A 24,272-nucleotide genomic window follows, 5' to 3' on the forward strand; every position below is an offset into this window, starting at 1 on the left:
GGGCATGGTGGGGTGGGGGCGGGTGGGGAAGGACGGTCAGGCGCCGTCGTCGGCCAGGCGGTGGCGGTTGGCTTCGATCCAGGCGTCCAGGGCGGCCGGGTCGTCCGGGTCGACGCCGTCGGCCATCAGCTGGGCGACCGCGGCGGTGGCCGGGCTGCGCCGCTCGCCGGTGCTGTAGAGCCGGGCGAACTCCGGCACCATCTCCTCGATCGCGGTGTCGGTCTGCGTCGCGGCCGGTCCGGGCAGCCCGCGCTGGCGGGCGGCGTACGCGGCCCAGGCGCGCAGCACCCGGGGCAGCATCGCGGCGTCGTCCATGTCCAGTACGGCCCGCCGGTGCACCCAGTCCAGCAGGAACAGCCCGGCCACCGCCGGACTCCAGCGCAGCGGGTCGGCGTCCGGGAAGCTCGCCGCGTGGTCCAGCAGCAGACTCAGGCAGAAGTGCAGGGACGCCAGCTCCGGGCCGTCGACGCTGTCCAGGCCGAACCGGGCCGCCTCGGGCGAGGCGAGGAACCGCCGCACCAGCTCCGTACGCTCGGCCGCGGAGAGCGGCTCGACGGAGTCCGGGTCGGCGGGCGGGACCGCGCCGTGCGGCAGCAGCGCCAGCCGCGCGCCGACCAGCGCCCGGTCGGTGGCCAGCGAGCCCTCACCCGGCAGCTCGCCGAGGTCGTCGGTGATCGCCAGGTGCCGGCTCACCTCGCCGTGCATCCGGGCCGGGTCCTCCTCGCGGAACCAGGTCAGCTCGTCGCCGGCGCACATCTGCCGGACCTGCTCCAGGATCCGCTCGGCCGGCCCGCCGACGAAGACGTCCTTGGTGATCCCGATGTTGTGGTCGACCAGGGCGACCAGCGCGTGCTCCGGGCCGCCGGCCGCGTCGTCGTAGGCGAACGTGGCGAGGTAGGAGGTCTGGTCGCCGTAGACGTCGCCGTACGCCCAGCTGCCGGTGAGGTGCACCTTGCCGAGCTGGCCGGACCAGGCCGGCGCGGTGGCGCCGGGGCGGACCCGGGCGGCGCCCTCGGCGTCGGGCACCAGGGCGGCGAAGACGGAGCGGATGGTGGTGGCCGCGGCCGTGCGGCGGCGGGAGGTGGCGGCCAGGAAGCCGGCCACGAAGTCCCGCACCGCGGCGCTGCGGTCGGTCTCGGCGACCGCGTAGACGCTGCCGAGCAGCGCGGCACCGAGCATCTCGGCGTCGAGGGCGGTGTCCAGCCTGGTCACGTCGCGTGCGGCCTGGAGCACCGCGTCGTAGGGGGTCTGGGGCGTGGCCATGTATCGACCCTACGCCGCCGGGCCGTCCCGGTCAGCGGTAGCGAGCCGAGCGATTCACCCGCCCGCCGGGCGCCCGGCCACCCCCGCCGGGCCCCGGACGACCATCCGCCGGGCTCCCCGGTGACCCGCGCGCCCGGGCTGCGCGGTCATCCGCGCGCCGGGCCTCGCGGTCATCCGCGGGTGGCCGACCGGAGTGCCTCGCGGGCCTTGGCGTACGAGCCGAGCACGACCCGCACCGGCGCGAGGACGTACGTCTCGCCGACCGTCGCCACCGCGGCGGTCAGCCGCTGCTCGGCCCGCCCCCGGGCGCGCCGGGCGGCCAGCCGGACGACCGGCCGGGTCAGCGCGGCCACCAGCAGCCCGGCCAGCAGCCCGCCGAGCAGCAGCAGGGTCGGCAGCGGCACCACCCCGACGGTGGGGTTGTCCAGCGCGGGCAGGCCGAGTGCGCGCAGTGCGTAGCCCAGCGCGAGCCAGCCCAGGCCGACCAGCGCGGTCAGGGTGAGCAGCCACTGGAGGCCGCCCACCAGCCGCCACCAGACCGGCCGCCGTTCCATGCCCAGGTCGGTGCCGGCCACCGCCCGGTCCAGCGCGTCCGGCAGGTCGCCGCGGCGGGACCGCGCGGCGGCGGCCACCGCGGTCTGCCAGACCGCCGGCAGGTCGGCCCCGGTGCCCTCGGCCACCGACCGGATGGCCAGCCCGAGCGCGGACCGCTGGGCCGCGGTCGGGTCGGGCACCGAGGTGGCGGCCACCAGGCTCTCCGCCGGATCGTCCCCGGCGGCGGCGCCGGCCAGGTGCAGCCGGCGCAGCGGGTCGGGGCGCAGCCGCCGCCAGCCCCGCACCACCGGCCAGCCGGTGGCCGCGCCGGCCCGGTGGCGGTACGCCAGCTCGACCGCCTCGGCCACCGCCGGCACCCCGGCCGCGCCGGCCAGCGCCCGGTTCAGCTCGCGGACCACCGCGGCGTCCGGCCCGGCGGACGGCTGGTCCCGGCCGACCAGGTCGGCCAGCCCGGCGACCACGCCGTCCACGTCGCCGGCCAGCCGGCGCAGCGCGGCCTGCCGTTCGGTCACGGTGCGCTCCAGCGCCTCCCGCAGCCCGGCGATGCCGGCCTGCTCGGTGGCCGTGGTGGCCAGCAGCGGTACGCCGGCGAGCTGATCGGCGTCGAGCAGCCGGCGCAGGTCGGCCAGCACCCGGGGCAGTTCGGCCGGGGGCAGCCGGTCGGCCTGGTTGAGCACGACCAGGGTGACGTCCCGGTGCCGGTGGAACTCGCGCAGGTAGCTGCTGTGGATCACCCGGTCCGCGTACTTCTGCGGGTCGACCACCCAGATCACCAGGTCGACCAGGCCGAGCAGCCGGTCCACCTCCAGCCGGTGGGTGCGCTGCACGGAGTCGAAGTCGGGCAGGTCGAGCAGGATCAGCCCGTGCAGGGCCGACTCGTCGTCACCGTCCAGCGCGCTCTCCCGGACGAACCGGTGCCGGGGCAGCACGCCGATCCAGTCGAGCAGCCGGCTGCCGCCGTCCAGCGGCCCCCACACGCAGGCGTGCGTGACCCCGGTGGTGGGGCGGCGTACCCCGACCGGCGACAGCTCCAGCCGGGCCAGCGCGTTGAACAGGCTGGACTTGCCGCTGCCGGTGGCACCGGCGAGGGCCACCACGGTGTGGTCGCGGGAGAGCGAGAGCCGGGTGCCGGCCCGCTCGACCAGGGTGTGCGCGGCGACCAGCTGCGTGTCCGGCAGGTGACCGTCGACCAGGTCGAGGAACCGGCGGATCGCCTCCAACCGGGCGACCAGGTCGTCCGCGTCCACCCGCTGGTCACCGCGGAACGCCTCCCGCATCCGCCCCACGATGTTGTTCACCGGAGTCCCTCTCCGTTCGCGGCGGCCGGGCGCGCAGGCTCACTCCGCGCGTTCACGAGAGTCCCTCTTCCCCGGCCGGGAGGGTGGCGCCGGTGGCCTCGGCGAAGCCGCTCCGGTGCCGGGCGGCCTCCACCCGGCCGGCGGCCCGGCGCAGCTCGGCGGCGGTGTCGGCGGCCGGCCGGGCCTGCTCGGTGCGGGTGAGGAAGCGAGCGGCCTCGTCGTCCAGCAGCGCCCGCACCCGGTCCAGCAGGTCGGCCCGGGCCTTGTTGGCGAGCGTACGCACGGCCTGGTCGCCGAAGATCGCCTGGAGCACGGCCTGCGCGGCGACGGTGGTGCCGGCGCCGGTGGCCACCTCCAGCCCGGTCGGGATGAACGCGGTCGAGGCGAACACCGCGATCATCACGGCCAGCCCGGTGGCGTTCACCGCGTAGGCCGCCGTGCGGGCCACGAACCGCTTGTCGCCGCCCTCCGCCCGGACCAGCTCCAGCACCCCGCGCTGCCAGTCGCGGACCATCCGCTCGGCGCGCTCGGGGAGGTCGTCGGCGGGGTGCGCGAGCGCCGGTTCGAGCAGCGCCGCCCCCGCCGGGTGCGCCTTCCACCCGGTGTAGGCGTTCTCGGCCGCCTCGGCGGCGACCCCGCGCAGCAGGGTGACCAGCTGCGACTCGATCGCGGTCCGCAGCTCGGCGGCCGGGGCGGGGCGCCCGGTCACGGCGGCCACCACCCGGTCGCGCAGCCGGCCGATCCGCGCCTCCAGGGTGCGGAAGAACTCGCCGGTGCCGACGAACTCCTGCCAGCGGGCGAGCACCTCGCCGCGGAGCAGCCGACCGTCGCGCAGCCCCTGCTCGACCGTCCGGTGCGCCCCCCGGTACGCGGCCCGGACCCGTTCGTCGAGCGCGTCCGCGGCGGCCAACTGCTCCTCGGCGGCCTCGGCGAGCCCTTCGACGGTGGGGTGCAGCGAGGCGAGTGCCCCGTCCAGGGTCTGCCGGACCACGGCGGCCCGGGCGTCCGCGTCGGCGGCGAGCCGGGCGAACCAGCCGGCCAGCGGCGCGGTGACCCGGTCGGGCAGCAGCCCCTGGCCGTCGACCCAGGTTTCCGGCAGCACGAAGAGCGGCGCCGCGCCGAGATCCTGCGCGGCGAGCATCTCGGACAGGTGGGCGGCGACCTCGTCGGCCGCCTCCGGTGGCACCCGGTCGAGCACCATGGCGATCACCGCGCCCCGGGACCGGGCGCTGCGCAGCAGTTCCCAGGGGACCGCGTCGGCGTAGCGGGCGGCGGTGGTGACGAAGAGCCAGAGGTCGGCGGCGGCCAGCAGCTGACCGGCCAGGGCCCGGTTGGCGTCGACCACCGAGTCGATGTCGGGCGCGTCGAGGAAGGCCAGCCCGGCCGGGAGCGCGGGGGCGGTGACCAGGTGCAGGGTGCGCGGGTCCTCGCTGGGCTCGTTGGTGCGGGTGAGGCCGGGCAGCAGCTCGCCCTGGCGGAACCAGGCGGCGTCGGCCGGGTTGCAGACCAGCACCGGGGAGCGGGTGGTCGGCCGGAGCACGCCGGCGGCGCTCACCCGGGCCTGCACCAGGCTGTTGACCAGGGTCGACTTGCCCGCGCCGGTGGAGCCGCCGACCACCACGAGCAGCGGCGCGTCCAGCCGGGCGAGCCGCGGGATGAGGTAGTCGTCGAGCTGGTCGGTGAGGGCGGCGCCGGTACGCCGGGCCGGCTCGGCCGAGGGCAGGACGAGCGGGAACCGGGCCGCCCCGATCGCGGCCCGCAGGCCGGCGAGCGCCGCGGGCAGGCTGTCGTCCCCGGTGGTGGCGGGCGGGTCCTCCCCGGCGTCCGTGGAGCCGGTGCGGGCTGCGACGGCGGGCGCGCCGGACTGGGTGGCGGGATCGCCGTGCGTCGTCACCGCTAAAGCGTGCCCGACCAATGCAAGGGAAGACAACTGATGAGTAGCTGTGTCGGACTTGCGTCAGCCAGACTCAACCTCGACTTGACGATCGCCGGCCGCGTGGCACTATTGAGTCAAGTTCACTCAACTTGTGGTGGGGTCCGGCAGCGGGCACCCGCCGGACAGTTCAGCGGGCGGCCCGTCACCTGCTCAACGTAACGAAGCGAGGAAGCGAAGATGGCACGTGCGGTCGGTATCGACCTCGGCACGACGAACTCCTGCGTCAGCGTCCTGGAGGGCGGTGAGCCCACCGTCATCGCCAACGCGGAGGGCTCGCGGACGACCCCGTCGATCGTCGCGTTCGCCCGCAACGGCGAGGTGCTCGTCGGTGAGGTCGCCAAGCGCCAGGCGGTGACCAACCCGGACCGGACCATCCGGTCGGTGAAGCGGGAGATCGGCACCAACTGGTCCGTCGACATCGACGGCAAGAAGTACACCCCGCAGGAGATCTCGGCGCGGACGCTGATGAAGCTCAAGCGGGACGCGGAGGCGTACCTGGGCGAGCAGATCACCGACGCGGTGATCACCGTCCCGGCCTACTTCAACGACGGCCAGCGCCAGGCCACCAAGGAGGCCGGTGAGATCGCCGGCTTCAACGTGCTGCGGATCGTCAACGAGCCGACCGCGGCCGCCCTGGCGTACGGGCTGGACAAGGGCTCCAAGGAGCAGACCGTCCTGGTCTTCGACCTCGGCGGCGGCACCTTCGACGTGTCGCTGCTGGAGCTGGCCGAGGGCGTGGTGGAGGTCAAGTCGACCAGCGGTGACAACCAGCTCGGTGGCGACGACTGGGACCAGCGGATCATCGACCACCTGGTGAAGACCTTCCGCGGCGAGCACGGCATCGACCTGGCGCAGGACAAGATGGCCCTGCAGCGGCTCCGGGAGGCCGCCGAGAAGGCCAAGATCGAGCTGTCCGCCGCCACCACCACCAACATCAACCTGCCGTACATCACCGCCGGCGCCGCCGGCCCGCTGCACCTCGACGTGACGCTCAGCCGGGCCGAGTTCCAGCGGATGACGCAGGACCTGCTGGACCGCTGCAAGGGCCCGTTCGAGCAGGCCGTGAAGGACGCCGGGATCAAGGTCTCCGACGTCGACCACGTCATCCTGGTCGGTGGTTCGACCCGGATGCCGGCCGTGACCGAGCTGGTCAAGCAGCTCACCGGCAAGGAGCCCAACAAGGGCGTCAACCCGGACGAGGTCGTCGCCGTCGGCGCCGCCCTGCAGGCCGGTGTGCTCAAGGGCGAGGTGAAGGACGTCCTGCTGCTCGACGTGACCCCGCTGAGCCTGGGCATCGAGACCAAGGGCGGCATCTTCACCAAGCTGATCGAGCGCAACACCACCATCCCGACCAAGCGCTCCGAGGTCTTCACCACGGCGGACGACAACCAGCCGTCGGTGCTGATCCAGGTCTTCCAGGGCGAGCGCGAGATCGCTGCCTACAACAAGAAGCTCGGCACCTTCGAGCTGACCGGCCTTCCGCCGGCGCCGCGCGGCGTGCCGCAGATCGAGGTCACCTTCGACATCGACGCCAACGGCATCGTCAACGTGCACGCCAAGGACCTTGGCACCGGCAAGGAACAGAAGATGACGATCACCGGCGGCTCCTCGCTGCCGAAGGACGACATCGAGCGGATGCGCCGGGACGCCGAGGAGCACGCGGAGGAGGACAAGCGCCGCCGCGAGGAGGCCGAGACCCGCAACGTGGCCGAGGCGCTCCAGTGGCAGACCGAGAAGTTCCTGGCGGAGAACGGCGACAAGCTCCCCGCCGAGAACAAGGACCAGCTCAACGAGGCCCTCGGCGAGCTGCGCGGCGCGCTCGGCGGCAGCGACATCGAGAAGATCAAGTCGGCGCACGAGAAGCTGGCCCAGGTATCCCAGCAGGCCGGTTCGCTGCTCTACGCCCAGCAGGCCGAGCAGCCGCAGCCGGGTGCCGAGGGTGCCGGTGCCGGGACGACCGGTGGGGCCCAGGCCGGCGGTGCGCAGGCCGGTGGCGCCGACGACGTGGTCGACGCGGAGATCGTGGACGAGGACAAGAAGTGACCTTGCCCCTCGCCAGCCGAACTCCACGCACAGGGATGAGGTAGCCGTATGACGGAGAAGCCACGAGCCGCCGACCCGGGCGCCACCGGGTCGGCGCCGGGTGGCTCCGCGCCCGCCGAGCCGACCGAGAAGGCCGCTGGCGGGAAGCCGCGGGTCGTCATCCGCAACAACCGCAAGATCAGCGAGACGGTCGAGCCGGAGGCGGCCGCCGCCGACGCCGGGACCGACGTCCCGGCCGAGGGGCTGGTCGAGGAGGCCGAGGTCGTCGTCGACGAGATCGAGGTCGAGGCCACGCCCGCCGAGGGTTCGGCGCCGGGCGGTCCGCCGGTGGTGGACGCGCCGGCCGAGCCGGCGGAGGGCGGCGCCGGCACCGGCACCCCGCTCGCGGCCGAACTGGAGGCGCTCCGCGCCGACCTGGACGAGCGGACCCGGGACCTGCAGCGGGTGACGGCGGAGTACGCCAACTACCGCAAGCGGGTGGACCGCGACCGGGGCCTGGTCACCGAGCAGGCCACCGGGGCGGTGCTCGCCGCGTTGCTGCCGATCCTCGACGACCTGGACCGGGCCCGCGAGCACGGCGACCTGGTCGGGCCGTTCGGCTCGGTGGCCGAGCAGCTCACCACGGCGCTCGGCAAGTTCGGGCTGACCGCGTTCGGCGAGCAGGGCGACCCGTTCGACCCGACCCGGCACGAGGCGGTGGCGCACCAGACCTCGGCCGACGTCACCGAGCCGACCTGTGTGCAGATCATGCGACGCGGCTACCAGATCGGCGAGCGGCTGCTACGGCCGGCGCTGGTCGGGGTCGCCGACCCGGAATAGATGCGAACGAGTGACCGGACCGCCCCGCCCGCCGGCGTACGACGGGCGGGGCGTCCGGGCCAAGTGGGCCGGGAGGGGGTGGACCGGTGAGTTCCAAGGACTGGATCGAGAAGGACTACTACGCCGAACTGGGCGTGACGAAGGCCGCCTCCGCAGACGAGATCAAGAAGGCGTACCGCAAGCTGGCCCGGGAGTCGCACCCGGACCACAACCCGGGTGACCCGAAGGCGGAGGAGCGGTTCAAGGCCGTCTCCGAGGCGTACGCGGTGCTCGGCGACGAGGCCAAGCGCCGGGAGTACGACGAGATGCGCTCGCTGTTCGGCTCGGGCGCGTTCCGGCGGGGCGCCCGCGGCGCCGGCCAGCCCGGCGGGATGCCGTTCGACGTCTCCGACCTGTTCGGCGGCGCGGCCGGCGGGGGTGACCGGCGCTTCGGCGGCGCCGGCTTCCAGGACCTGTTCAGTTCGATCTTCTCGGGTGGCGGGGGCGGGACGGCGCCCCGGGGACCGGCCCGGGGACGGGACGTCGAGGCCGAGGTCGCGCTCGACTTCGGCGACGCCGTACGCGGAGTGACGCTGCCGCTGACGCTGCGCGCGCCCGGGGTCTGCGACACCTGCCACGGCAGCGGGGCCAAGCCCGGCACCCAGCCGCGCACCTGCCCGGTGTGCCAGGGCGCCGGCGTGACCACCCGCAACCAGGGGTCGTTCAGCTTCTCCGAGCCGTGCCGCAACTGCCAGGGCGTGGGCACGATCGTCGAGGAGAAGTGCCCGGAGTGCCAGGGCACCGGCGGGGTCACCAAGACCCGCACGCTCAACGTCCGGTTCCCGGCCGGGGTCGCCGACGGCCAGCGGATCCGGCTGGCCGGGCGGGGTGAGCCGGGCGAGCGCGGCGGTCCGGCCGGCGACCTGTTCGTCCACGTGAAGGTCCGCCCGGACGAGCTGTTCGGGCGTGCCGGCGACGACCTGACGCTGACCGTGCCGATCACGTTCGCGGAGGCGGTGCTCGGCACCGATCTGCGGGTACCCACGCTCGACGGCGCGGTGACCCTGCGGGTGCCGCCGGGCACCCCGAGCGGCCGGATCCTGCGGGCGCGGGGCAAGGGTGTGGTACGTCGCGACGGGCGCGCTGGCGACCTGCTGGTGACGCTCGACGTGGTGGTGCCCGCCGGAGTGTCCGACGAGGCGCGGGCGGCGCTCGAGACCTTCGCCGCGCAGACCCCGCCGGCCGCTCGGGAACATCTCGACGCGCGAGTGCGTCGGTTCAGTTAGCCGGTGGTGGAGTGCACGCGGAGGTGAGTGGCATGTCGGGCGAGTTCGTCGGCTCGGACGACCCTGCCTACGAGGCCAAGGTGCTGATGATCTCGGTGGCCGCGCGGATGGCGGGGATGCACCCGCAGACGCTGCGCCAGTACGACCGGTTGGGCCTGGTGCAGGCCGGCCGGGCGGCGGGCGGCGGGCGCCGGTACAGCGTCCGGGACGTGGTGCTGCTGCGCGAGGTGCAGCGGCTCAGCCAGGACGACGGCATCAACCTGGCCGGGGTCAAGCGGATCATCGGCCTGGAGCGGCTGCTGGAGCAGGCCCAGCAGCGGGTGGCCGAGCTGGAGGCGGAGCTCGACGCCGCGTACCGCCGGATCGCCGAGCTGGAGTCGCTGGCCCGCTTTCCGGGCCGAGACCTCGTGCCCACCAACCGCACCACCACCGCCCTGGTGGTCTGGCGACCCCGCCGGGGGCCCGAACGCTGACCACCGCTGACCCGGAAGCCGCTGCGCCGGCCCGGTCCGCTCGCCGGAATCCCGGCGCGGGCCGGGCCGGCTTCGTTATGGTGCCAATAGGTCCTATCCGCTTAATCCGGACCTAACCTACTGACCCGGTGAGGGGGAGCAGGTGGCGGAGCCAGCGAAGAAGGTGGCGGAGCAGGCGGAGCAGCGACTCGACAAGGTGGCCGAGACGGTCCGGGAGAAGTTCGACGAGATCCTCGACGGCCGGTTCACCGACCAGGTCGACCACGGTGTCGACAAGGGGCGGACCGACACTCGCCCCCGGAAGCAGGGCGGTCCGGTTCGCTGACGACCGGTACGCCGACGTGCGGGCCGGGACCCACGGGGGGTCCCGGCCCGTTCGCCGTCGCGAGGTGTGGGCCGGGACGCCGCGATCCTCAGGGCGGGGGTCCCGGCCCGTTCGCCGTCGCGAGGTGTGGGCCGGGACGCCGCGATCCTCAGGGCGGGGGTCCCGGCCCGTTCGCCGTCGCGAGGTGTGGGCCGGGACGCGGCGATCCTCAGGGCGGGGGTCCCGGCCCGTTCGCCGTCATGAACCACTCGGTGTGCGGCGAACAGGGGTGTCCGGCGGCGCGGTTGGCGCGAGATCCCGCAAACGGAGTCGATCAGCGAGGGGTGCCAGCTCAGCCGATGCGGCGGTTCTCCCGGACCAGGCCGCCCTCGCACCAGTCGCGGTAGACGAAGAGGTCCGGCCGGGCCAGCAGCACCCGGCTGTTGTGCGCCCAGGTGCGCATCAGCTCGTCGCCGTCCCGCTCGGCCTGCTCGACCAGCTTGCGGAAGCGCCGCTTCGGGTGGGCCCGGAAGTTCGTCCGGATGCCGTCGGCGGCGTAGATGTAGAGGCAGTGCAGCGCGAACCGTCGCGCCGGGCAGGCCGGGTCCATGGCCAGGTCGAACAGGGTCATCACCAGCCGGTCGCCGGAGACCAGCAGATCCCAGTCGGGGGGCATGGAGGACAACGGAACGGAGTCGGGATGGTAGGCCCACGCCCGCAGCTCCGCCGGGGACGGGTCGACCGGGTTTGCGAACCCGTGGAACGTCGACTCCTGCACGCTCACCGGCCAACCTTCCGCTCTCGCCCGAGGGAGCACGCTCCCGCGAACCCTGGCTGCTGGGGCGACACGGTAACGCGCCACCGGCGACCGGCGGTAGACCCTGGCGGCAGCAATTCGGCAACCGTTGGCCCGGCCGGGTCGACCGTACGGTCGACCCGGCCGTCCAGGCTGATGTGCAGGTCAGTCCGGCACGGGTGCTGGCTGGGCCCGCTGCGCCGCGCCGCGCTGGCGCACCCAGCGCTTGAACCACGCGAGGTCGGGCAGCCGGGCCAGCATCGGCCCGGTCACCACGGTGATCAGGACGTACGCCGTGGCGAGCGCCGCCAGCTTCGGCTCGACGCTGCCGGCGGCCACCGCGAGCCCCGCGATGACGATGGAGAACTCACCGCGCGGCACCAGGGCCAGGCCGGCCCGCCAACGACCGGGTTCGGCGATGCCGACCCGGCGCGCGGCCAGGTAGCCGGTGAGCGTCTTCGTCGCCATGGTGACGATGGCCAGCCCGAGCGCCGGCAGCAGCACCGGTGGGATGTCCCGCGGGTCGGTGACCAGCCCGAAGAAGACGAAGAAGACCGCGGCGAAGAGGTCCCGCAGCGGGGTGAGCAGCTCGGTCGCGTGGTGCGCCACCGGCCCGGAGAGCGCGATGCCGACCAGGAACGCGCCGACCGCCGCCGAGACCTGGAGCTTGGCCGCCACACCGGCCACCAGCAGCGTCATGCCGAGCACACCGAGCAGCAGCGCCTCGGGGTCCTTGGCCGACATGAAGGTGGAGATGGCGTTGCCGTAGCGGATGGCGACCACCAGCACCAGCAGCACCGTGCCGACCGCGACGGCGAGCGCGATGCCGCCACCCAGCAGGCCGGTGCCGGCCAGTACGGCGGTGACCAGGGGCAGGTAGAGCGCCATGGCCAGGTCCTCGATCACCAGGACCGACAGGATCACCGGGGTCTCCCGGTTACCGAGCCGGCCCAGGTCGCCGAGGACCTTCGCGATCACACCGGACGAGGAGACCCAGGTTATGCCGGCGAGCACCAGCGCGGCCACCCAGTCCCAGCCCAGCAGCAGCGCGAACGCCGCGCCGGGCAACGCGTTGAGCAGGCCGTCGATCAGGCCGGCCGGCGCCGCGGACCGCAGGTTGCCGACGAGTTCGTTGGCCGAGTACTCCAGGCCGAGCATCACCAGCAGCAGGATCACGCCGATCTCGGCGCCGACGGCGAAGAACTCCTCGCTGGCGTTGAGCGGTAGCAGGCCGCCGTGCCCGAAGGCGAGCCCGGCGAGCAGGTACAGGGGGATTGGCGAGAGGCCGATCCGGCGGCTCAGCCGGCCGAGCAGGCCCAGCAGGAAGAGCAGCGCGCCGACCTCGACGAGCAGTGTTGTGGTCTCGTGCATCCGCGCCTCAGCCGTCCGGGTCGCTGTCGGCGAGGATGGCGGTCACCCCGTCGAGACCCTTGCGGGTACCGACCACGACCACCACGTCGCCAGCGGCGAAGCGGAAGGACGGCTCCGGCGAGACGATGACCTCGCCGTGACGCAGCACCGCCACGATCGAGGCACCGGTGCGGGTGCGCGTCTGAGTGTCGGCCAGCTTCCGGTTCACGTACTTCGAACCGGCCGGAATGGCGATCTGCTCGGTGAGCAGCCCGGCGGCCTGCTCGCGCAGCCCGGAGAGCTGGCCGAGCATCAGCGACGCACCGAGGATGTCGGCGAGCGCCTCCGCCTCGTCGTCGGTCAGCGGGATGTCATGCTGACACGAGTCGGGATCGTCCGGGTCGTACAGGACGAGATCACGACGGCCATTACGGTGGGAGACCACGCCGAGCCGGCGGCCGGACTCCGTCAACAGATCGTGACGGACCCCGATGCCCGGGAGGGCGGTCTGTTCGACACGTACACGCACATCGACAAGGCTACCGCTCGCTGACAGCCGTAGATCTTGGTACGAAATGGCCCCTCCAGGGGCACTTTGTCACCAACTCCTACCGATGTTCCGGGCGGGGAGTGACGTAGGTGCCCTTGCCCTGGTGGCCTTCGATCAGCCCTTCCGCCTGAAGGATCAGCAGGGCGGAACGGACCGGCTCGGCCGAAACCCCGTACTGGGCGATCATCTCGCGCAGTGACGGCAACTTGTCGCCCGGCGCGTACTCGCCTGAGCTGATCTTGTCGCGGATGTCCTGTGCGATGCGCTGACGGTCGGATACTCGGGGCATGGGCGGCAACTCCTGGTAGGCCCCAAGATCTTCCCACGCCTGTGCGCCCCAGCCAACACTTGTTGTGCCGAGCTTGGTACTCATTGTCTTTGCATGCTTTGCATTGTATGTTGACTTCCACGGATGCGGTCGGCGGAAGTCCTGGTAGGCAACCGGCTCCGAGTACGGCATTCGTCGTTCCACTGGCACGGCCGGCCGCTCCCCGGCGCCCGGCCGTGCCAGTGCCTGGACGCCCGACATCCGCCCACCACCCTCCTCAGAAGGACGACGATGACTGATCGCATTGGCCCGCGATGAGTGGGCGGTACGTGATCCATCTGCCGGTGACCGCGCCTGATCTGGCGCGGGCCAAGATGCTCGGCCGGACCGCCGGCCGCGCGCTGGCCTTCCTCGCCCACGTCGAGCCCGGTGGCATCACCGTCTCCGCCGAGGACAACCAGGGCGTACGGCACTGGGTGTTCTGTGACCGCCGGCTCGACGGGGGCCGTCGGTGCGTGCTGCGGGCCGACCATGAGACGCCCTGCACGCCACGGCTGCCCCGCTGACGACGCCGGACGCGACCGCGGCGTCCTTCGTGATGTCGTAGCCGACTCAGCTCCACAGCGCGGCAGTGCCCGCCCCGGCGGGAAAGCCGGGGCGGGCAGGAGAGCACGAGCAGTCAGGTCAGGCTGGCGAAGAAGGCGCGGATGTCGCCGACCAGCACGTCGGTCGCCTCGTGGGCGGCGTAGTGGCCGCCGACCTCGCCGCGCCCGTCGACGTCCGCCTCGTACGCCGTCCAGCGCACGATGTTGGCGTGGTCGCGCTCGGCGAAGCGGCGGATCGACTGGAAGTCGCCGGGGAACATGGCCAGCGCGGTCGGCACAGTGGTCGGCCCCTCGGGCTGCTCACCGGCGTGCGCGTCCTCCCAGTAGAACCGGATGGCCGAGCCGGCGGTGCCGGTGAACCAGTAGAGCGCCACGTTGGCCACGACGAACTCGTCGTCCAGGCTCTCGTCGAACAGTTGGGCGTTCCAGGCAAGCAGCCCGACCGGTGAGTCGGCCAACGCGAACGCCAGGGTCTGCGGCTGCTGGCTGTGCACCTGGTTGAAGGAGAACTTGTTCTCGTAGAACCACTGGAGGTGCTTGAGCGCCGCCTGGTCGGCCGCGGACAGGTCGGCGAACTCGGCCGGGTCGCCGGACGGGAACGAGAAGAGCTGGGTGACGTGCACGCCGAGCACGTGCTCCGGGTCGATCCGGCCCAGCTCGGGCGAGATGAGCGAGCCGCCGTCGTTGCCGACCGCGCCGTACCGCTCGTACCCCAGCCGGCTCATCAGCTCGGCCCAGGCGCGGGCGGTGCGGTAGCGGTTCCAGCCGGCCTCGCCGGTCGGGCCGGACCACCCGAAGCCCGGAATCGACGGGATGACCAGGTGGAACGCCGGCGCCGCCGGGTCGGTGGGCTCGGTCAGCGGGGCGATTACGTCCAGGTACTCCAGCACCGAGCCGGGCCAGCCGTGGGTGAGCACCAGCGGGGTGGCGTCCGGCCGGGAGGACCGGACGTGCAGGAAGTGCACCCGCTGGCCGTCGATCTCGGTGACGAACTGCGGGTGGGCGTTCAGCCGGGCCTCGACGGCCCGCCAGTCGAACGTCTCCAACCAGTAGGTGGCCAGGCCCCGGACCCGGTCGGTGGTCATCCCGTACGCGCCGCCGACGCCGGGCAGCTCGCCGGGCCAGATGGTCCGGCGCAGCCGGTCGGCCAGGTCGTCCAGGGCGGCCTGCGGGATCTCGACGCGGAACGGGCGGATGGCGGTGCCGGTCATGGCTGCTCCTTCAGAACGGAATGTTTCGTTCCGTTCCAACGTAGCAGATCGGAACGATCCGTTCCACTGCTAATCTCGATCCATGCCGAACCCGACCGGAAACGCCGCCGCGCCGCTGGCCGGCCGCCGCGCCCAGGCTGCCCGCAACGACGCGGTGATCCTGGAAGCGGCGCGCGCCGTCTTCCTCGACGACCCGAAGGCGCCGATCGCCGCCGTCGCCGACCGCGCCGGCGTCGGCATCAGCGCCCTCTATCGCCGGTACGCGGGCAAGGAGGACCTGCTCCGCCGGCTCTGCCACGACGGGCTGCGCCGGTACGTCGCCGAGGCCGAGGCGGCGCTCGCCGACCCGGACGGCTGGCGGGGGTTCGCCGGCTTCCTGGAGCGCGTGGTCGACGCCGACGTGCACTCGCTCACCGTCCACCTGGCCGGCACCTTCACCCCGACCGAGGAGATGGGCCGGGACGCGCAGCGCGCCAACGAGCTGACCGTGACGCTGGTCGAACGGGCCCACGCCACCGGCCGGTTGCGGCCCGACGTGGTGACCCAGGACGTCGGGCTGTTGCTGGAGGGTTGCGCCGCGCTGCGCGTACCCGATCAGGAGCGGACCCGGCAGTTGCGCCGGCGCCACCTGGCGGTGCTGCTGGCCGGCCTGGCCGTGACCGACCCCCCGCTGCCCGGCCCGCCGCCGGCGGCGGGCGAGTTCGCCTGGCGCTGGCGCCGCCCCGAGTGACTCAGCTCACACTGTCAGGGTTGAGCGGAATAGGCTCAACTCTGGTTGTGTCCTTTCCAGTGGACACGCCGATCCGGGGGAGCCCATGAACACGGAACGCCTCACCACCAAGAGCCGCGAGACGATCACCGGTGCCGTCGCGCTGGCGAACCAGCGCGGCCACGCCACCGTGGAGCCCTGGCACCTGCTGCTGTCACTGCTGGACACCGAGGGGTCGACCGCCGCCGGCCTGCTGCGCGCCGTCGGGGCCAACCCGGCAGAGCTGCGCCGGGCCGCCCAGCGCGCGGTCGACGCGCTGCCCGCCGCACGCGGCTCCAGCATCGCCGAGCCGACCCTGGCCCGCGAGTTCGTCAACGCCATCGGTGCCGCCGAGCAGATCGCCCGCCCGCTGGGCGACGAGTACACCTCGACCGAGCACCTGCTCGCCGGCCTGGCCCGGGTGGGTGGCGCGGTGTCCGGCGCGCTCAGGTCCGCCGGCGCCACCGAGGAGAACCTGGTCGCCGCCTTCCCGACCGTGCGCGGCGGGGACCGGCGGGTCACCACCGCCGACCCGGAGCAGACCTACCAGGCGCTGGCCAAGTACGGCGTCGACCTGACCGCCAGCGCGCGGGACGGCAAGATCGACCCGGTGATCGGCCGGGACTCGGAGATCCGCCGGGTGATCCAGGTGCTGTCCCGGCGCACCAAGAACAACCCGGTGCTGATCGGCGAGCCGGGCGTCGGCAAGACCGCCATCGTCGAGGGGCTGGCCCAGCGGATCGTGGCCGGCGACGTGCCGGAGTCGCTGCGGGACAAGAAGCTCGTCTCGCTCGACCTGGGCGCGATGGTCGCCGGCGCGCAGTACCGCGGCCAGTTCGAGGAGCGGCTGAAGTCCGTGCTGGAGGAGATCAAGAACTCCGACGGGCAGGTCATCACGTTCCTCGACGAGCTGCACACCGTGGTCGGCGCCGGCAAGGGTGAGGGCTCGATGGACGCCGGCAACATGCTCAAGCCGATGCTGGCCCGCGGCGAGCTGCGGATGGTCGGCGCCACCACGCTGGACGAGTACCGCGAGCACATCGAGAAGGACCCGGCGCTGGAGCGCCGCTTCCAGCCGGTGCTGGTCGGCGAACCGACCATCGAGGACACCATCGGCATCCTGCGCGGCCTTAAGGAGCGCTACGAGGTGCACCACGGCGTACGGATCACCGACGCCGCCCTGGTCGCCGCAGCGTCCCTCTCCGACCGCTACATCACCGACCGGTTCCTGCCGGACAAGGCGATCGACCTGGTCGACGAGTCCGCGTCCCGGCTCCGGATGGAGATCGACTCCCGGCCAGTCGAGGTGGACGAGATCGAGCGGGCGGTGCGCCGCCTGGAGATCGAGGAGATGGCGCTGGCCAAGGAGCCGGACGCCGCCTCCGCCGAGCGGCTGGAACGGCTGCGCAAGGAACTGGCCGACAAGCGTGAGCAGCTCACCGCGCTGTCGGAGCGCTGGCAGCTGGAGAAGAGCCACATCACCAAGCTCTCCACCGCCAAGGAGGAGCTGGAGCGGCTCGGCGGCGAGGCCGAGCGGGCCGAGCGCGACGGTGAGCTGGAGCGCGCCGCCGAGCTGCGCTACGGCCGGATCCCCGCGCTCAAGGCCGACCTGGCCAAGGCCGAGGAGGAGCTGGCCCGCCTGCAGGCCGACGGCGCGATGCTCAAGGAGGAGGTCGGCGCGGACGACATCGCGGCTGTGGTCGCCTCCTGGACCGGCATCCCCGCCGGCCGGCTGCTGGAGGGCGAGACGGCCAAGCTGCTCCGGATGGAGGAGTCGCTGCGCGCCCGGGTGGTCGGCCAGGCCGAGGCGGTGGGCGCCGTCTCCGACGCGGTCCGCCGCGCCCGCGCCGGCGTGGCCGACCCGGACCGGCCGACCGGCAGCTTCCTCTTCCTCGGCCCGACCGGCGTCGGCAAGACCGAGCTGGCCAAGGCGCTCGCCGAGTTCCTCTTCGACGACGAGCGGGCGATGGTCCGCATCGACATGAGCGAGTACGGCGAGAAGCACTCCGTTGCCCGCCTGGTCGGCGCCCCGCCCGGCTACGTCGGCTACGAGGAGGGCGGCCAGCTCACCGAGGCGGTGCGCCGCCGGCCGTACTCGGTGATCCTGCTGGACGAGGTGGAGAAGGCCCACCCGGACGTCTTCGACATCCTGCTCCAGGTGCTCGACGACGGTCGGCTCACCGACGGGCAGGGCCGGACGGTGGACTTCCGCAACGCGATCCTGATCCTCACCTCCAACCTCGGGTCGTCGGTGATCAGCGACCTGACGCTGGCCGAGGAGCAGCGCCGGGAGGGCGTCCTCGCGGTGGTCCGGTCGCACTTCAAGCCGGAGTTCCTCAACCGGCTGGACGACATCGTGGTGTTCGCCGCGCTCCAGGGCGCCGACCTGCGGGCCATCGTGGACATCCAGCTCGACCGGATGCGCAAGCGGCTCGCCGACCGCCGGCTGGGCCTGGAGATCACCGACGCCGCCCGCGATTGGCTGGCCGAGCACGGGTACGACCCGATCTACGGCGCCCGCCCGCTGCGCCGCCTGGTGCAGTCGGCCATCGGCGACCAGCTCGCCAAGGCCCTCCTGGCCGGCCAGATCCGCGACGGCGACACCGTGAAGGTCGACCTGACCGACCCCAAGGACAGCCTCACAGTCACCCCAGCCTGACCCCCCTCCCTCCTCCCTCCCGGCCCCGTTCACGTTGATCATGGGGTTAGCGGCGAGTTTGATCTCGATCACTGCCGCTACCCCATGATCAACACCGTGGGAGGGGTGAGGCTGGCGCGTCGGGGAAAGGTGGGGGCATGTTCGGGATGGGGAAGAAGGACTGGGAGCGGGAGCTCGAGGCGGCGATCGGGGAACTCGCGGGGGCGGACACTGTCGCGTTCGGCGGGGTGGGGATCGCGGGCACGCTGCTGCCGGCGACCGAGGCGTACCGGCGGGTGGAGGCGGCGCTGGCCGAGCACCCCGAGCAGGTACGCGAACACCTCGACCGGCTGCTCGCCGAGGGCTCGCCGGCCGGCCGGGCGTACGCGGCGACGCTGCTGGCGCGCCTCGACCCGGCGGCCGGCCGGGCGGCCTGGTCGGCGCTGGCCGAGGACCCGGGCGAGTTCACCACGTTCAGCGGCTGCGTGATGGGCCGCGCCACGCTGCGCGAGTACGCCACGGAGCGACTCGCCGAAGCATGATCGATTCGCCGGTCCCGGGCTGCCCGATCGGGCCTGCCGGGACCGGCCGCGCAGCCGTACGTTGCCTGCCATGAGCCCGCCCACCGGCACCCCGGACCGCCGAGCCGCCCGCCGACCGGCTCGCGGACCGGACCGCCGAGCGGCCCGCCGAGCGGCCCGGCGACCGCGCAGGCCGCCGCCGGTCCGGGGACGGCGGGTAGTCGGGCGGTCACCGGTGGGACATCCTCTGTGGCCAGGTGCGCGGGGTTGTTACCGTCTCCGCCGACGTACCTGGGGAGGTGCTCGGTGAACGGGTCGGTGGCGTACCTGGCGGCGGCGGTGGGGTGCCTGGTCGGGGTGGCCGGAATCGTGGTCGCAGTGGTGGCGCTGCGCCGTGCCCGGTCCCGGCCGCAGGGCCGGCCGGCCCCGGGCGACCCGTTGCGCGACCGGGACGCCGACGCGCTGCGCGGCGACCCGCGCCGCCTGCAACCCGGCGACCTGGTGGAGATCCGGCAGGTGACGTACGCGGTCCGCGGCTCGATCCGGCTGGTCGAGGGCGGCTGGAGCTGGACCGAGCACCTGCTGGACGACGCCGCCGGCGTACGCCGCTGGCTCTCCGTGGAGGAGGACCCGGAGCTGGAACTGGTGCTCTGGACCGCCGAGCCGGCCGCGACCATCACCCCGGGCGCCCCGACCATCGACTTCGCCGGCCGCCGCTACAGCTGGGACGAGTCCGGGCAGGCCCGCTACACCGCCACCGGCACCACCGGCCTCGACCCGAACGGCACCATGCGCTACCACGACTACCAGGCCCCCGGCGGCGCCCGGCTCTCCTTCGAGGCGTACGGCGAGGCGGGCTGGGAGGTGGCCCGGGGCGAGGTGCTGCACCGGGCCGAGGTGATGATCTACCCGCAGGGCGGGACCGACCGGTGATCGTCACCCTGCACGCCCCGTACGTCGACACCAGCGCGGCCGACCTCAGCCTCGCCCTCGACGACGTCGAGCGGCCCGCGCTGCACGTGCTGGACCTCGACCTGCCCGGCGCCGTCCGGCTGCGGCTGCGCCTGCTCGGCGCCTCGCACCAGGTGGTGCTGCGGGCACCCGGCGCGGCGCTGACCGAGACCGTGGCCTGCCTGCCCGGCCGGCCCCCCGAGCTGCCCGGAGCGCTGCACGACGAGCGGGCCGGCTACCGGTTCACCGCCACCGTGCTGCGCCCCGCGGGCAGCGGCCTGCGGGACCGGGTGGCCGCCCTCCGGGCCGACCTGGCCGACGACCCGTACGCGCTGGTGGGGGTGTTTCCCGGCGACGTCGACGCGGTCACCGCGCTGTCGGTGCGGCCCGACCCGCCGGACGGCACCCTCGGCTGGCGCACCTGGCACGCGTACCCCCAGACCAACGAGCTGGTCCTGACCGAAACGGTGGTGGCACTGCGATGACGTACCGACGCTGGTTCGTGGTGGGGGCGGTGTTCGCCGTCATCGGCGCGCTGGTCGCCGCGTTCGCCATCTTCTACGGCAATTTCTCGCCGCGCGGCTACGTGGAGGACCGGTACACCCGGGCGTCCAGCCGGGACATCGGCGCGGACGCGGTTGCGTACACGTCGCCCCGGTCGCCGAGCCAGGTGGCGAAGGAGGTCACCGACGCCTGGCAGCCGGCCGACCAGTACGTCGACGGCAGCGGCGTCTACCTGCGCTACGACGACGACTCGGTGGTCATCCTGCCGATCGCCACCGGCTCGGTGATCCTGCTCGAACGGCTGCGCACCGCCTACCCGCGCTACCACTCCACGGTCGGCAACCACTGGGGCTGGGGGCGCGGCAACACCGTCCGGGGCGGCGGCCCGGGCAGCGGCAAGTAACCCCGGCTTCTGCGTACCCGGCACGTCGATCCCCCTCAACCCTGGAGAACCCTGTGCAGACCCTCGTCACCGATCTGCTGGTCACCCTCGCCTACGGGGTGGTCGGCGTCCTGCTGATGGGCATCGGCTACGTCCTGGTGGACGTCGCCACCCCCGGCAGGCTCAACGAGCTGATCTGGAACGAGCGCAACCGCAACGCCGCGCTGCTGCTCGCCTCGAACCTGGCCGGGGTGGGCATCATCGTGGTCGCCGCGATCGCCGCCAGCGAGGACGACTTCGTGCTCGGTCTGGTCGGCGCGGCGGCGTACGGCGTCCTCGGCCTGGTCATCATGGCGGCGGCGTTCCTGCTGCTCGACGCGGCCACCCCGGGCCGGCTGGGCGAGCTGCTGGTCGACCCGGAGCCGCACCCGGCGGTCTGGGTCTCGGCCGTCGTCCACCTCGCCACCGGCGCGATCATCGCCGCCGCGATCAGCTGATGGCCACCGCCAAGCGCACCCCGGCCACGGGCCGGAAGACCTCCAAGGCGGCCGTCTGGGTCACCTGGCTGAGCGTGGCCGTGGTGCTCGGCGGCTGCGTCGTCGCCGGGGTGCTCAACAACGACGGGGACACCGACGTGCCGGCCCCGGTCGGGCAGGAGCGCGACGACACCGTGGCGATCCTGAAGCGCTCCTCGGCCAGCCAGGGCGTCTGCTACGGCTGGGAGCTGACTGACTACTTCGGCTACGGCGACCCGGTGAGCGTCGGCTCCAACCTCGGCGACGGGGTGGCGGTGGCGGACAACCCGTCCTGCCCGCGCTGGCTGCAGGTGGGCGTCCGGGTCTACTACGCGTCGGAGAGCAGCGAGAGCGAGGACAACGCCTACGTCGACGTCACCGGCTCCGACGACTTCTCCGCGACGGAACTGCTGCGCATCGAGAACGGGCTGGACCGGCTCGGGGTCACCAGGGAGGTCTTCGTCGACGACCCGGGCTGGGCGGTCACCCGGGCCGCCGTGATGCTGCCGCTGCTCGCCGTCGAGGCGGGGGTGGCCCAGCCGGCCGCCACGCCGACCCCGGCCGCGGCGGCGCCGTCGCCGCTGCCCGACCCCGGCGGCGACCTGTGGCGGGACCGCTGGGGCTACCTGCTCGCCGCCGCCGGCCTGCTGCTGGTCACCGCGCTGCTGGTCACCGTCGGAGTCGTGCAGCGCCGCCGGCAGCGGGCGGAGCAGGCCACCGTGCCGGCGCAGCGCGCCGGAGGCAAGCGGGCCGCGGAGCGTACCCCGGAGAAGGCGTGACCGTCGACGCGCCGGAACGGCCGCGCTGGCGACTGGCCCGGGCGGCGGTGCTGCTCGCGGTCTTCGTCTGCGCGGCCTGCGGCCTGGTCTACGAGCTGGCCCTGGTCGCGCTCGGCAGCTACCTGATCGGCGACACGGTCGGCCAGGCGTCGATCGTGCTCGGCGTGATGGTCTTCGCGATGGGCGTCGGCGCGCTAGCCGCGAAGCCGTTGCAGTCCCGGGCGGCCGCCGCGTTCGCCGCCGTCGAGCTGGCGCTGGCGCTGCTCGGCGGTCTGTCGGTGCTCGGCCTCTACGCCGCCTTCGCCTGGCTCGACCTCTACGGGCCGGCGCTGGTCGGCACCGCCTTCGTGCTCGGGCTGCTGATCGGCGCGGAGATCCCGCTGCTGATGGTGCTGCTGCAACGGATCCGGGAGCAGGCCGCCGGCAGCGCGGTCGCCGACCTGTTCGCCGCCGACTACGTCGGCGCGCTGCTCGGCGGGCTGGCCTTCCCGTTCCTGCTGCTGCCGGCCTTCGGCCAGCTCAAGGGGGCGTTGGTGGTGGGCGTGGTGAACGCGGCCGCCGGCCTCGCGCTGGTCTGCACCGTCTTCCGCCGCGAGCTGAGCCGCCGGGCGCGGGTCGCGCTCGGCGCCGGCACCGCCGTGGTCGCCCTCTGCCTCGGGTACGCGTGGGTGACCGCGCACGACTTCGAGCTGACCGCCCGCCAGCAGCTCTACCGGGACCCGGTGGTGCACGCCGAGCGCAGCCGGTACCAGGAGATCGTGCTGACCCGCTCGGTCAGCGAACCCGGCCGCACCGGCACCGACCTGCGGCTCTACCTCAACGGCGACCTCCAGTTCAGCTCGTCCGACGAGTACCGCTACCACGAGGCGCTGGTGCACCCGGTGCTGAACGGGCCGCGCGGCGAGGTGCTGGTGCTCGGCGCCGGCGACGGGCTCGCGGTCCGTGAGCTGCTGCGCTACCCGGACGTCCGGCGGATCACCGTGGTCGACCTGGACCCGGCGGTGGTGGCGCTGGCCCGCAGCGAGCCGCAGCTGCGCCGGCTCAACGGCGGGGCGCTCGACGACCCCCGGGTGCGGGTGCTGCACGCCGACGCGTTCACCTGGCTGCGCAACGCCACGGACCGGTTCGACGCGGTGGTAGCGGACCTGCCCGACCCGGACGAGACGGCCACCGCCAAGCTCTACACGGTCGAGTTCTACGCGCTGGTCCGCGCGGTGCTCGCTGACGGCGGCCGGCTGGTGGTGCAGTCCGGCTCGCCGTACTTCGCGCCCCGGTCGTACTGGTCGATCGAGGCGTCGCTACGCGAGGCGGGCTTCGCCACCACGCCGTACCACGTGGACGTGCCCTCCTTCGGCGACTGGGGTTTCCTGCTCGCCGCACCCGGCGCCGCCCCGCCCGCGCTGGCGCTGCCGGCCGACGCGCCGGCGCTGCGCTTCCTCGACGCGGCGACCCTGGCCGCGGCCGGGGCCTTCCCCGCCGACCGGCGCCGGCTGGACGTGCCGGCCTCCACCCTGCTGCACCCCAGGGTGCTGGAGTACGCCCGCGCGGAGTGGCGCGGCTACTGACCGTCCCGGCGGGTCCGGCCGCCGAGGCATGCCTCGTTGGCCGGTTGTCGATACGGTGTGGGCGCGATCTAGGGAAGGAGAATCGTGGTCGACACCCAGAACCCGCCGGCCCGGTCACGGCCGGGCGTGGTGACGATATCCAGCTACCTGCTGATCCTGTTCGCCGTGCTCCAGGTGATCAGCCTCATCATCTCGCTCGCCACGATCGGCACGGTGCGCGACGTGTTGGACGAGGCGTACAGCGGCACCTCGGCCAACGGCATGCAGAACGTCGCGGACTTCGCGTTCGCGGCGGGCATCGCCTCCAGCATCCTGTTCCTGCTGCTGTCGGTGGGCCTCGCGGTCCTGGCCCTGTTCAACAACCGGGGCAGCAACGGCTCGCGGATCGCCACCTGGATCCTCGGCGGCATCATGGTCTGCTGCACCGGCGGCAACCTGATCGGCGGTGTGACCGGCAGCTTCGGCGGGACCGGCGGGACCGACGGGGACGTGCCGAGCGGCGAGGAGATCCAGCGGATGCTGGACGACCGGCTGCCCGCGTGGGTCACCCCGGTCACCGTCCTGCTCGGGGTGATCTCGCTGCTCGCGCTGCTCGCCGCGCTGATCCTGCTGGCGCTGCCGAAGGCGAACGAGTTCTTCCGCAAGCCGAAGCAGGTGTGGGAGCCGCCGGTGCCCGGCGCGTCCTACCCCGGCTACCCGCAGGCGCCGGGCCAGCCCGGTTACCCGCAGACCCCGGGCCAGCCGGGCTACCCGGCCGCGCCGGGTTACCCGCCGGCGCCCGGCCAGCCGGGTGGCGCGGCCGAGCCGCCGTACCCGGGCGGCCCGCAGCAGCCGGGGAGTGCGCCCGGCGGCCCGGAGCAGCCGGGTGCGCAGCCCGGGTCGGACCGCCCCGGCCCGACCCTGCCGCCGGTGAGCTGAGCGCCGGATAACGAC

At 73.6% G+C, this 24,272-nt stretch carries 24 protein-coding genes; 16 read left to right on the forward strand and 8 right to left on the reverse strand.

Going from position 1 to position 24,272, the window contains the following annotated elements:
• Positions 1-36: 36 nt before the first annotated feature.
• From GA0070609_RS29530 to GA0070609_RS29540, 3 genes are all read right to left on the reverse strand, one after another.
• Positions 37-1,263: a hypothetical protein gene (locus GA0070609_RS29530; RefSeq protein ID WP_088996818.1), complete on the reverse strand. Its 1,227-nt coding sequence runs from the start codon at positions 1,261-1,263 to the stop codon at positions 37-39.
• Between the two features lie 170 nt (positions 1,264-1,433).
• Positions 1,434-3,095 carry a GTPase gene (locus GA0070609_RS29535; protein ID WP_088998040.1) on the reverse strand — a complete coding sequence of 554 codons (1,662 nt, stop codon included), beginning with the start codon at positions 3,093-3,095 and terminating at the stop codon, positions 1,434-1,436.
• Positions 3,096-3,168: 73 nt separating this feature from the next.
• Positions 3,169-5,010, reverse strand: a complete 1,842-nt coding sequence (locus tag GA0070609_RS29540) for an ABC transporter (RefSeq protein ID WP_088996819.1) — start codon at positions 5,008-5,010, stop codon at positions 3,169-3,171.
• 219 nt (positions 5,011-5,229) lie between these two features.
• Between GA0070609_RS29540 and dnaK the strand changes: the two genes are divergently transcribed.
• The 5 genes from dnaK (at position 5,230) to GA0070609_RS29565 (ending at position 9,977) form a co-directional block, all read left to right on the forward strand.
• Positions 5,230-7,095 (forward strand): molecular chaperone DnaK, encoded by a 1,866-nt coding sequence (gene dnaK, locus GA0070609_RS29545; RefSeq protein WP_088996820.1) that lies wholly within the window; start codon positions 5,230-5,232, stop codon positions 7,093-7,095.
• A 48-nt stretch (positions 7,096-7,143) separates the two neighbouring features.
• Entirely contained in the window at positions 7,144-7,914 is a 771-nt protein-coding gene (gene grpE / locus GA0070609_RS29550; RefSeq protein ID WP_088996821.1) for a nucleotide exchange factor GrpE, read from the forward strand.
• An 86-nt stretch (positions 7,915-8,000) separates the two neighbouring features.
• On the forward strand, positions 8,001-9,179 hold the full coding sequence (dnaJ, locus tag GA0070609_RS29555) for a molecular chaperone DnaJ (RefSeq protein ID WP_088996822.1): 1,179 nt from the start codon (positions 8,001-8,003) through the stop codon (positions 9,177-9,179).
• Between the two features lie 32 nt (positions 9,180-9,211).
• Complete coding sequence (locus tag GA0070609_RS29560; RefSeq protein ID WP_088996823.1) at positions 9,212-9,652, forward strand: heat shock protein transcriptional repressor HspR; 441 nt, start codon at positions 9,212-9,214, stop codon at positions 9,650-9,652.
• Positions 9,653-9,794: 142 nt separating this feature from the next.
• Complete coding sequence (locus GA0070609_RS29565; protein ID WP_088996824.1) at positions 9,795-9,977, forward strand: hypothetical protein; 183 nt, start codon at positions 9,795-9,797, stop codon at positions 9,975-9,977.
• A gap of 331 nt (positions 9,978-10,308) precedes the next feature.
• On the opposite strand, the gene GA0070609_RS29570 is transcribed toward GA0070609_RS29565, so the two are convergent.
• From GA0070609_RS29570 to GA0070609_RS29585, 4 genes are all read right to left on the reverse strand, one after another.
• Positions 10,309-10,740: a hypothetical protein gene (locus GA0070609_RS29570; protein ID WP_088996825.1), complete on the reverse strand. Its 432-nt coding sequence runs from the start codon at positions 10,738-10,740 to the stop codon at positions 10,309-10,311.
• Between the two features lie 177 nt (positions 10,741-10,917).
• On the reverse strand, positions 10,918-12,123 hold the full coding sequence (locus GA0070609_RS29575; RefSeq protein ID WP_088996826.1) for a cation:proton antiporter: 1,206 nt from the start codon (positions 12,121-12,123) through the stop codon (positions 10,918-10,920).
• A 7-nt stretch (positions 12,124-12,130) separates the two neighbouring features.
• Positions 12,131-12,631 carry a cation:proton antiporter regulatory subunit gene (locus GA0070609_RS29580; RefSeq protein ID WP_088996827.1) on the reverse strand — a complete coding sequence of 167 codons (501 nt, stop codon included), beginning with the start codon at positions 12,629-12,631 and terminating at the stop codon, positions 12,131-12,133.
• Positions 12,632-12,710: 79 nt separating this feature from the next.
• Complete coding sequence (locus tag GA0070609_RS29585; RefSeq protein WP_231928453.1) at positions 12,711-13,025, reverse strand: winged helix-turn-helix domain-containing protein; 315 nt, start codon at positions 13,023-13,025, stop codon at positions 12,711-12,713.
• A gap of 209 nt (positions 13,026-13,234) precedes the next feature.
• Between GA0070609_RS29585 and GA0070609_RS29590 the strand changes: the two genes are divergently transcribed.
• Positions 13,235-13,486 carry a hypothetical protein gene (locus GA0070609_RS29590; protein ID WP_088996828.1) on the forward strand — a complete coding sequence of 84 codons (252 nt, stop codon included), beginning with the start codon at positions 13,235-13,237 and terminating at the stop codon, positions 13,484-13,486.
• A gap of 113 nt (positions 13,487-13,599) precedes the next feature.
• On the opposite strand, the gene GA0070609_RS29595 is transcribed toward GA0070609_RS29590, so the two are convergent.
• Complete coding sequence (locus GA0070609_RS29595; RefSeq protein WP_088996829.1) at positions 13,600-14,736, reverse strand: epoxide hydrolase family protein; 1,137 nt, start codon at positions 14,734-14,736, stop codon at positions 13,600-13,602.
• Positions 14,737-14,818: 82 nt separating this feature from the next.
• Between GA0070609_RS29595 and GA0070609_RS29600 the strand changes: the two genes are divergently transcribed.
• The 10 genes from GA0070609_RS29600 (at position 14,819) to GA0070609_RS29645 (ending at position 24,257) form a co-directional block, all read left to right on the forward strand.
• Complete coding sequence (locus tag GA0070609_RS29600; protein WP_088996830.1) at positions 14,819-15,466, forward strand: TetR/AcrR family transcriptional regulator; 648 nt, start codon at positions 14,819-14,821, stop codon at positions 15,464-15,466.
• Between the two features lie 85 nt (positions 15,467-15,551).
• The gene (clpB, locus tag GA0070609_RS29605) at positions 15,552-18,143 is read left to right on the forward strand and encodes an ATP-dependent chaperone ClpB (protein WP_088996831.1); all 2,592 of its coding nucleotides are present in this window, start codon (positions 15,552-15,554) and stop codon (positions 18,141-18,143) included.
• Positions 18,144-18,280: 137 nt separating this feature from the next.
• Entirely contained in the window at positions 18,281-18,664 is a 384-nt protein-coding gene (locus GA0070609_RS29610; RefSeq protein WP_088996832.1) for a hypothetical protein, read from the forward strand.
• Positions 18,665-18,949: 285 nt separating this feature from the next.
• Positions 18,950-19,576, forward strand: a complete 627-nt coding sequence (locus tag GA0070609_RS29615; protein WP_088996833.1) for a DUF4178 domain-containing protein — start codon at positions 18,950-18,952, stop codon at positions 19,574-19,576.
• A complete protein-coding gene (locus tag GA0070609_RS29620; protein ID WP_088996834.1) occupies positions 19,573-20,079 on the forward strand; it encodes a DUF2617 family protein in 507 nt (168 codons plus the stop codon). Before GA0070609_RS29615 ends, GA0070609_RS29620 begins: the two co-directional genes overlap by 4 nt.
• The gene (locus GA0070609_RS29625; protein WP_088996835.1) at positions 20,076-20,501 is read left to right on the forward strand and encodes a DUF4247 domain-containing protein; all 426 of its coding nucleotides are present in this window, start codon (positions 20,076-20,078) and stop codon (positions 20,499-20,501) included. The genes GA0070609_RS29620 and GA0070609_RS29625 overlap by 4 nt, the downstream gene beginning before the upstream one ends.
• Before the next feature lie 53 nt (positions 20,502-20,554).
• On the forward strand, positions 20,555-20,977 hold the full coding sequence (locus GA0070609_RS29630) for a DUF350 domain-containing protein (RefSeq protein WP_088996836.1): 423 nt from the start codon (positions 20,555-20,557) through the stop codon (positions 20,975-20,977).
• On the forward strand, positions 20,977-21,774 hold the full coding sequence (locus GA0070609_RS29635) for a hypothetical protein (protein ID WP_231928454.1): 798 nt from the start codon (positions 20,977-20,979) through the stop codon (positions 21,772-21,774). The genes GA0070609_RS29630 and GA0070609_RS29635 overlap by 1 nt, the downstream gene beginning before the upstream one ends.
• Positions 21,771-23,339: a polyamine aminopropyltransferase gene (locus tag GA0070609_RS29640; protein WP_088998042.1), complete on the forward strand. Its 1,569-nt coding sequence runs from the start codon at positions 21,771-21,773 to the stop codon at positions 23,337-23,339. The genes GA0070609_RS29635 and GA0070609_RS29640 overlap by 4 nt, the downstream gene beginning before the upstream one ends.
• An 84-nt stretch (positions 23,340-23,423) precedes the next feature.
• On the forward strand, positions 23,424-24,257 hold the full coding sequence (locus GA0070609_RS29645; protein WP_088996837.1) for a hypothetical protein: 834 nt from the start codon (positions 23,424-23,426) through the stop codon (positions 24,255-24,257).
• The last annotated feature ends 15 nt before the right edge of the window (positions 24,258-24,272 follow it).

This window comes from Micromonospora echinaurantiaca, from assembly GCF_900090235.1.
In the GTDB taxonomy this organism is placed as follows: domain Bacteria; phylum Actinomycetota; class Actinomycetes; order Mycobacteriales; family Micromonosporaceae; genus Micromonospora; species Micromonospora echinaurantiaca.

What these genes read in the sequence shown, in the direction of transcription:
- GA0070609_RS29530 (WP_088996818.1), bottom strand. Translation starts at nt 1,263, where the DNA reads ATGGCCACGCCCCAGACCCCCTACGACGCGGTGCTCCAGGCCGCACGC.
- GA0070609_RS29535 (WP_088998040.1), bottom strand. Translation starts at nt 3,095, where the DNA reads ATGCGGGAGGCGTTCCGCGGTGACCAGCGGGTGGACGCGGACGACCTG.
- dnaK (WP_088996820.1), top strand. Translation starts at nt 5,230, where the DNA reads ATGGCACGTGCGGTCGGTATCGACCTCGGCACGACGAACTCCTGCGTC.
- grpE (WP_088996821.1), top strand. Translation starts at nt 7,144, where the DNA reads ATGACGGAGAAGCCACGAGCCGCCGACCCGGGCGCCACCGGGTCGGCG.
- GA0070609_RS29560 (WP_088996823.1), top strand. Translation starts at nt 9,212, where the DNA reads ATGTCGGGCGAGTTCGTCGGCTCGGACGACCCTGCCTACGAGGCCAAG.
- GA0070609_RS29575 (WP_088996826.1), bottom strand. Translation starts at nt 12,123, where the DNA reads ATGCACGAGACCACAACACTGCTCGTCGAGGTCGGCGCGCTGCTCTTC.
- GA0070609_RS29585 (WP_231928453.1), bottom strand. Translation starts at nt 13,025, where the DNA reads ATGAGTACCAAGCTCGGCACAACAAGTGTTGGCTGGGGCGCACAGGCG.
- GA0070609_RS29590 (WP_088996828.1), top strand. Translation starts at nt 13,235, where the DNA reads ATGAGTGGGCGGTACGTGATCCATCTGCCGGTGACCGCGCCTGATCTG.
- GA0070609_RS29595 (WP_088996829.1), bottom strand. Translation starts at nt 14,736, where the DNA reads ATGACCGGCACCGCCATCCGCCCGTTCCGCGTCGAGATCCCGCAGGCC.
- GA0070609_RS29600 (WP_088996830.1), top strand. Translation starts at nt 14,819, where the DNA reads ATGCCGAACCCGACCGGAAACGCCGCCGCGCCGCTGGCCGGCCGCCGC.
- clpB (WP_088996831.1), top strand. Translation starts at nt 15,552, where the DNA reads ATGAACACGGAACGCCTCACCACCAAGAGCCGCGAGACGATCACCGGT.
- GA0070609_RS29610 (WP_088996832.1), top strand. Translation starts at nt 18,281, where the DNA reads ATGTTCGGGATGGGGAAGAAGGACTGGGAGCGGGAGCTCGAGGCGGCG.
- GA0070609_RS29625 (WP_088996835.1), top strand. Translation starts at nt 20,076, where the DNA reads ATGACGTACCGACGCTGGTTCGTGGTGGGGGCGGTGTTCGCCGTCATC.
- GA0070609_RS29635 (WP_231928454.1), top strand. Translation starts at nt 20,977, where the DNA reads ATGGCCACCGCCAAGCGCACCCCGGCCACGGGCCGGAAGACCTCCAAG.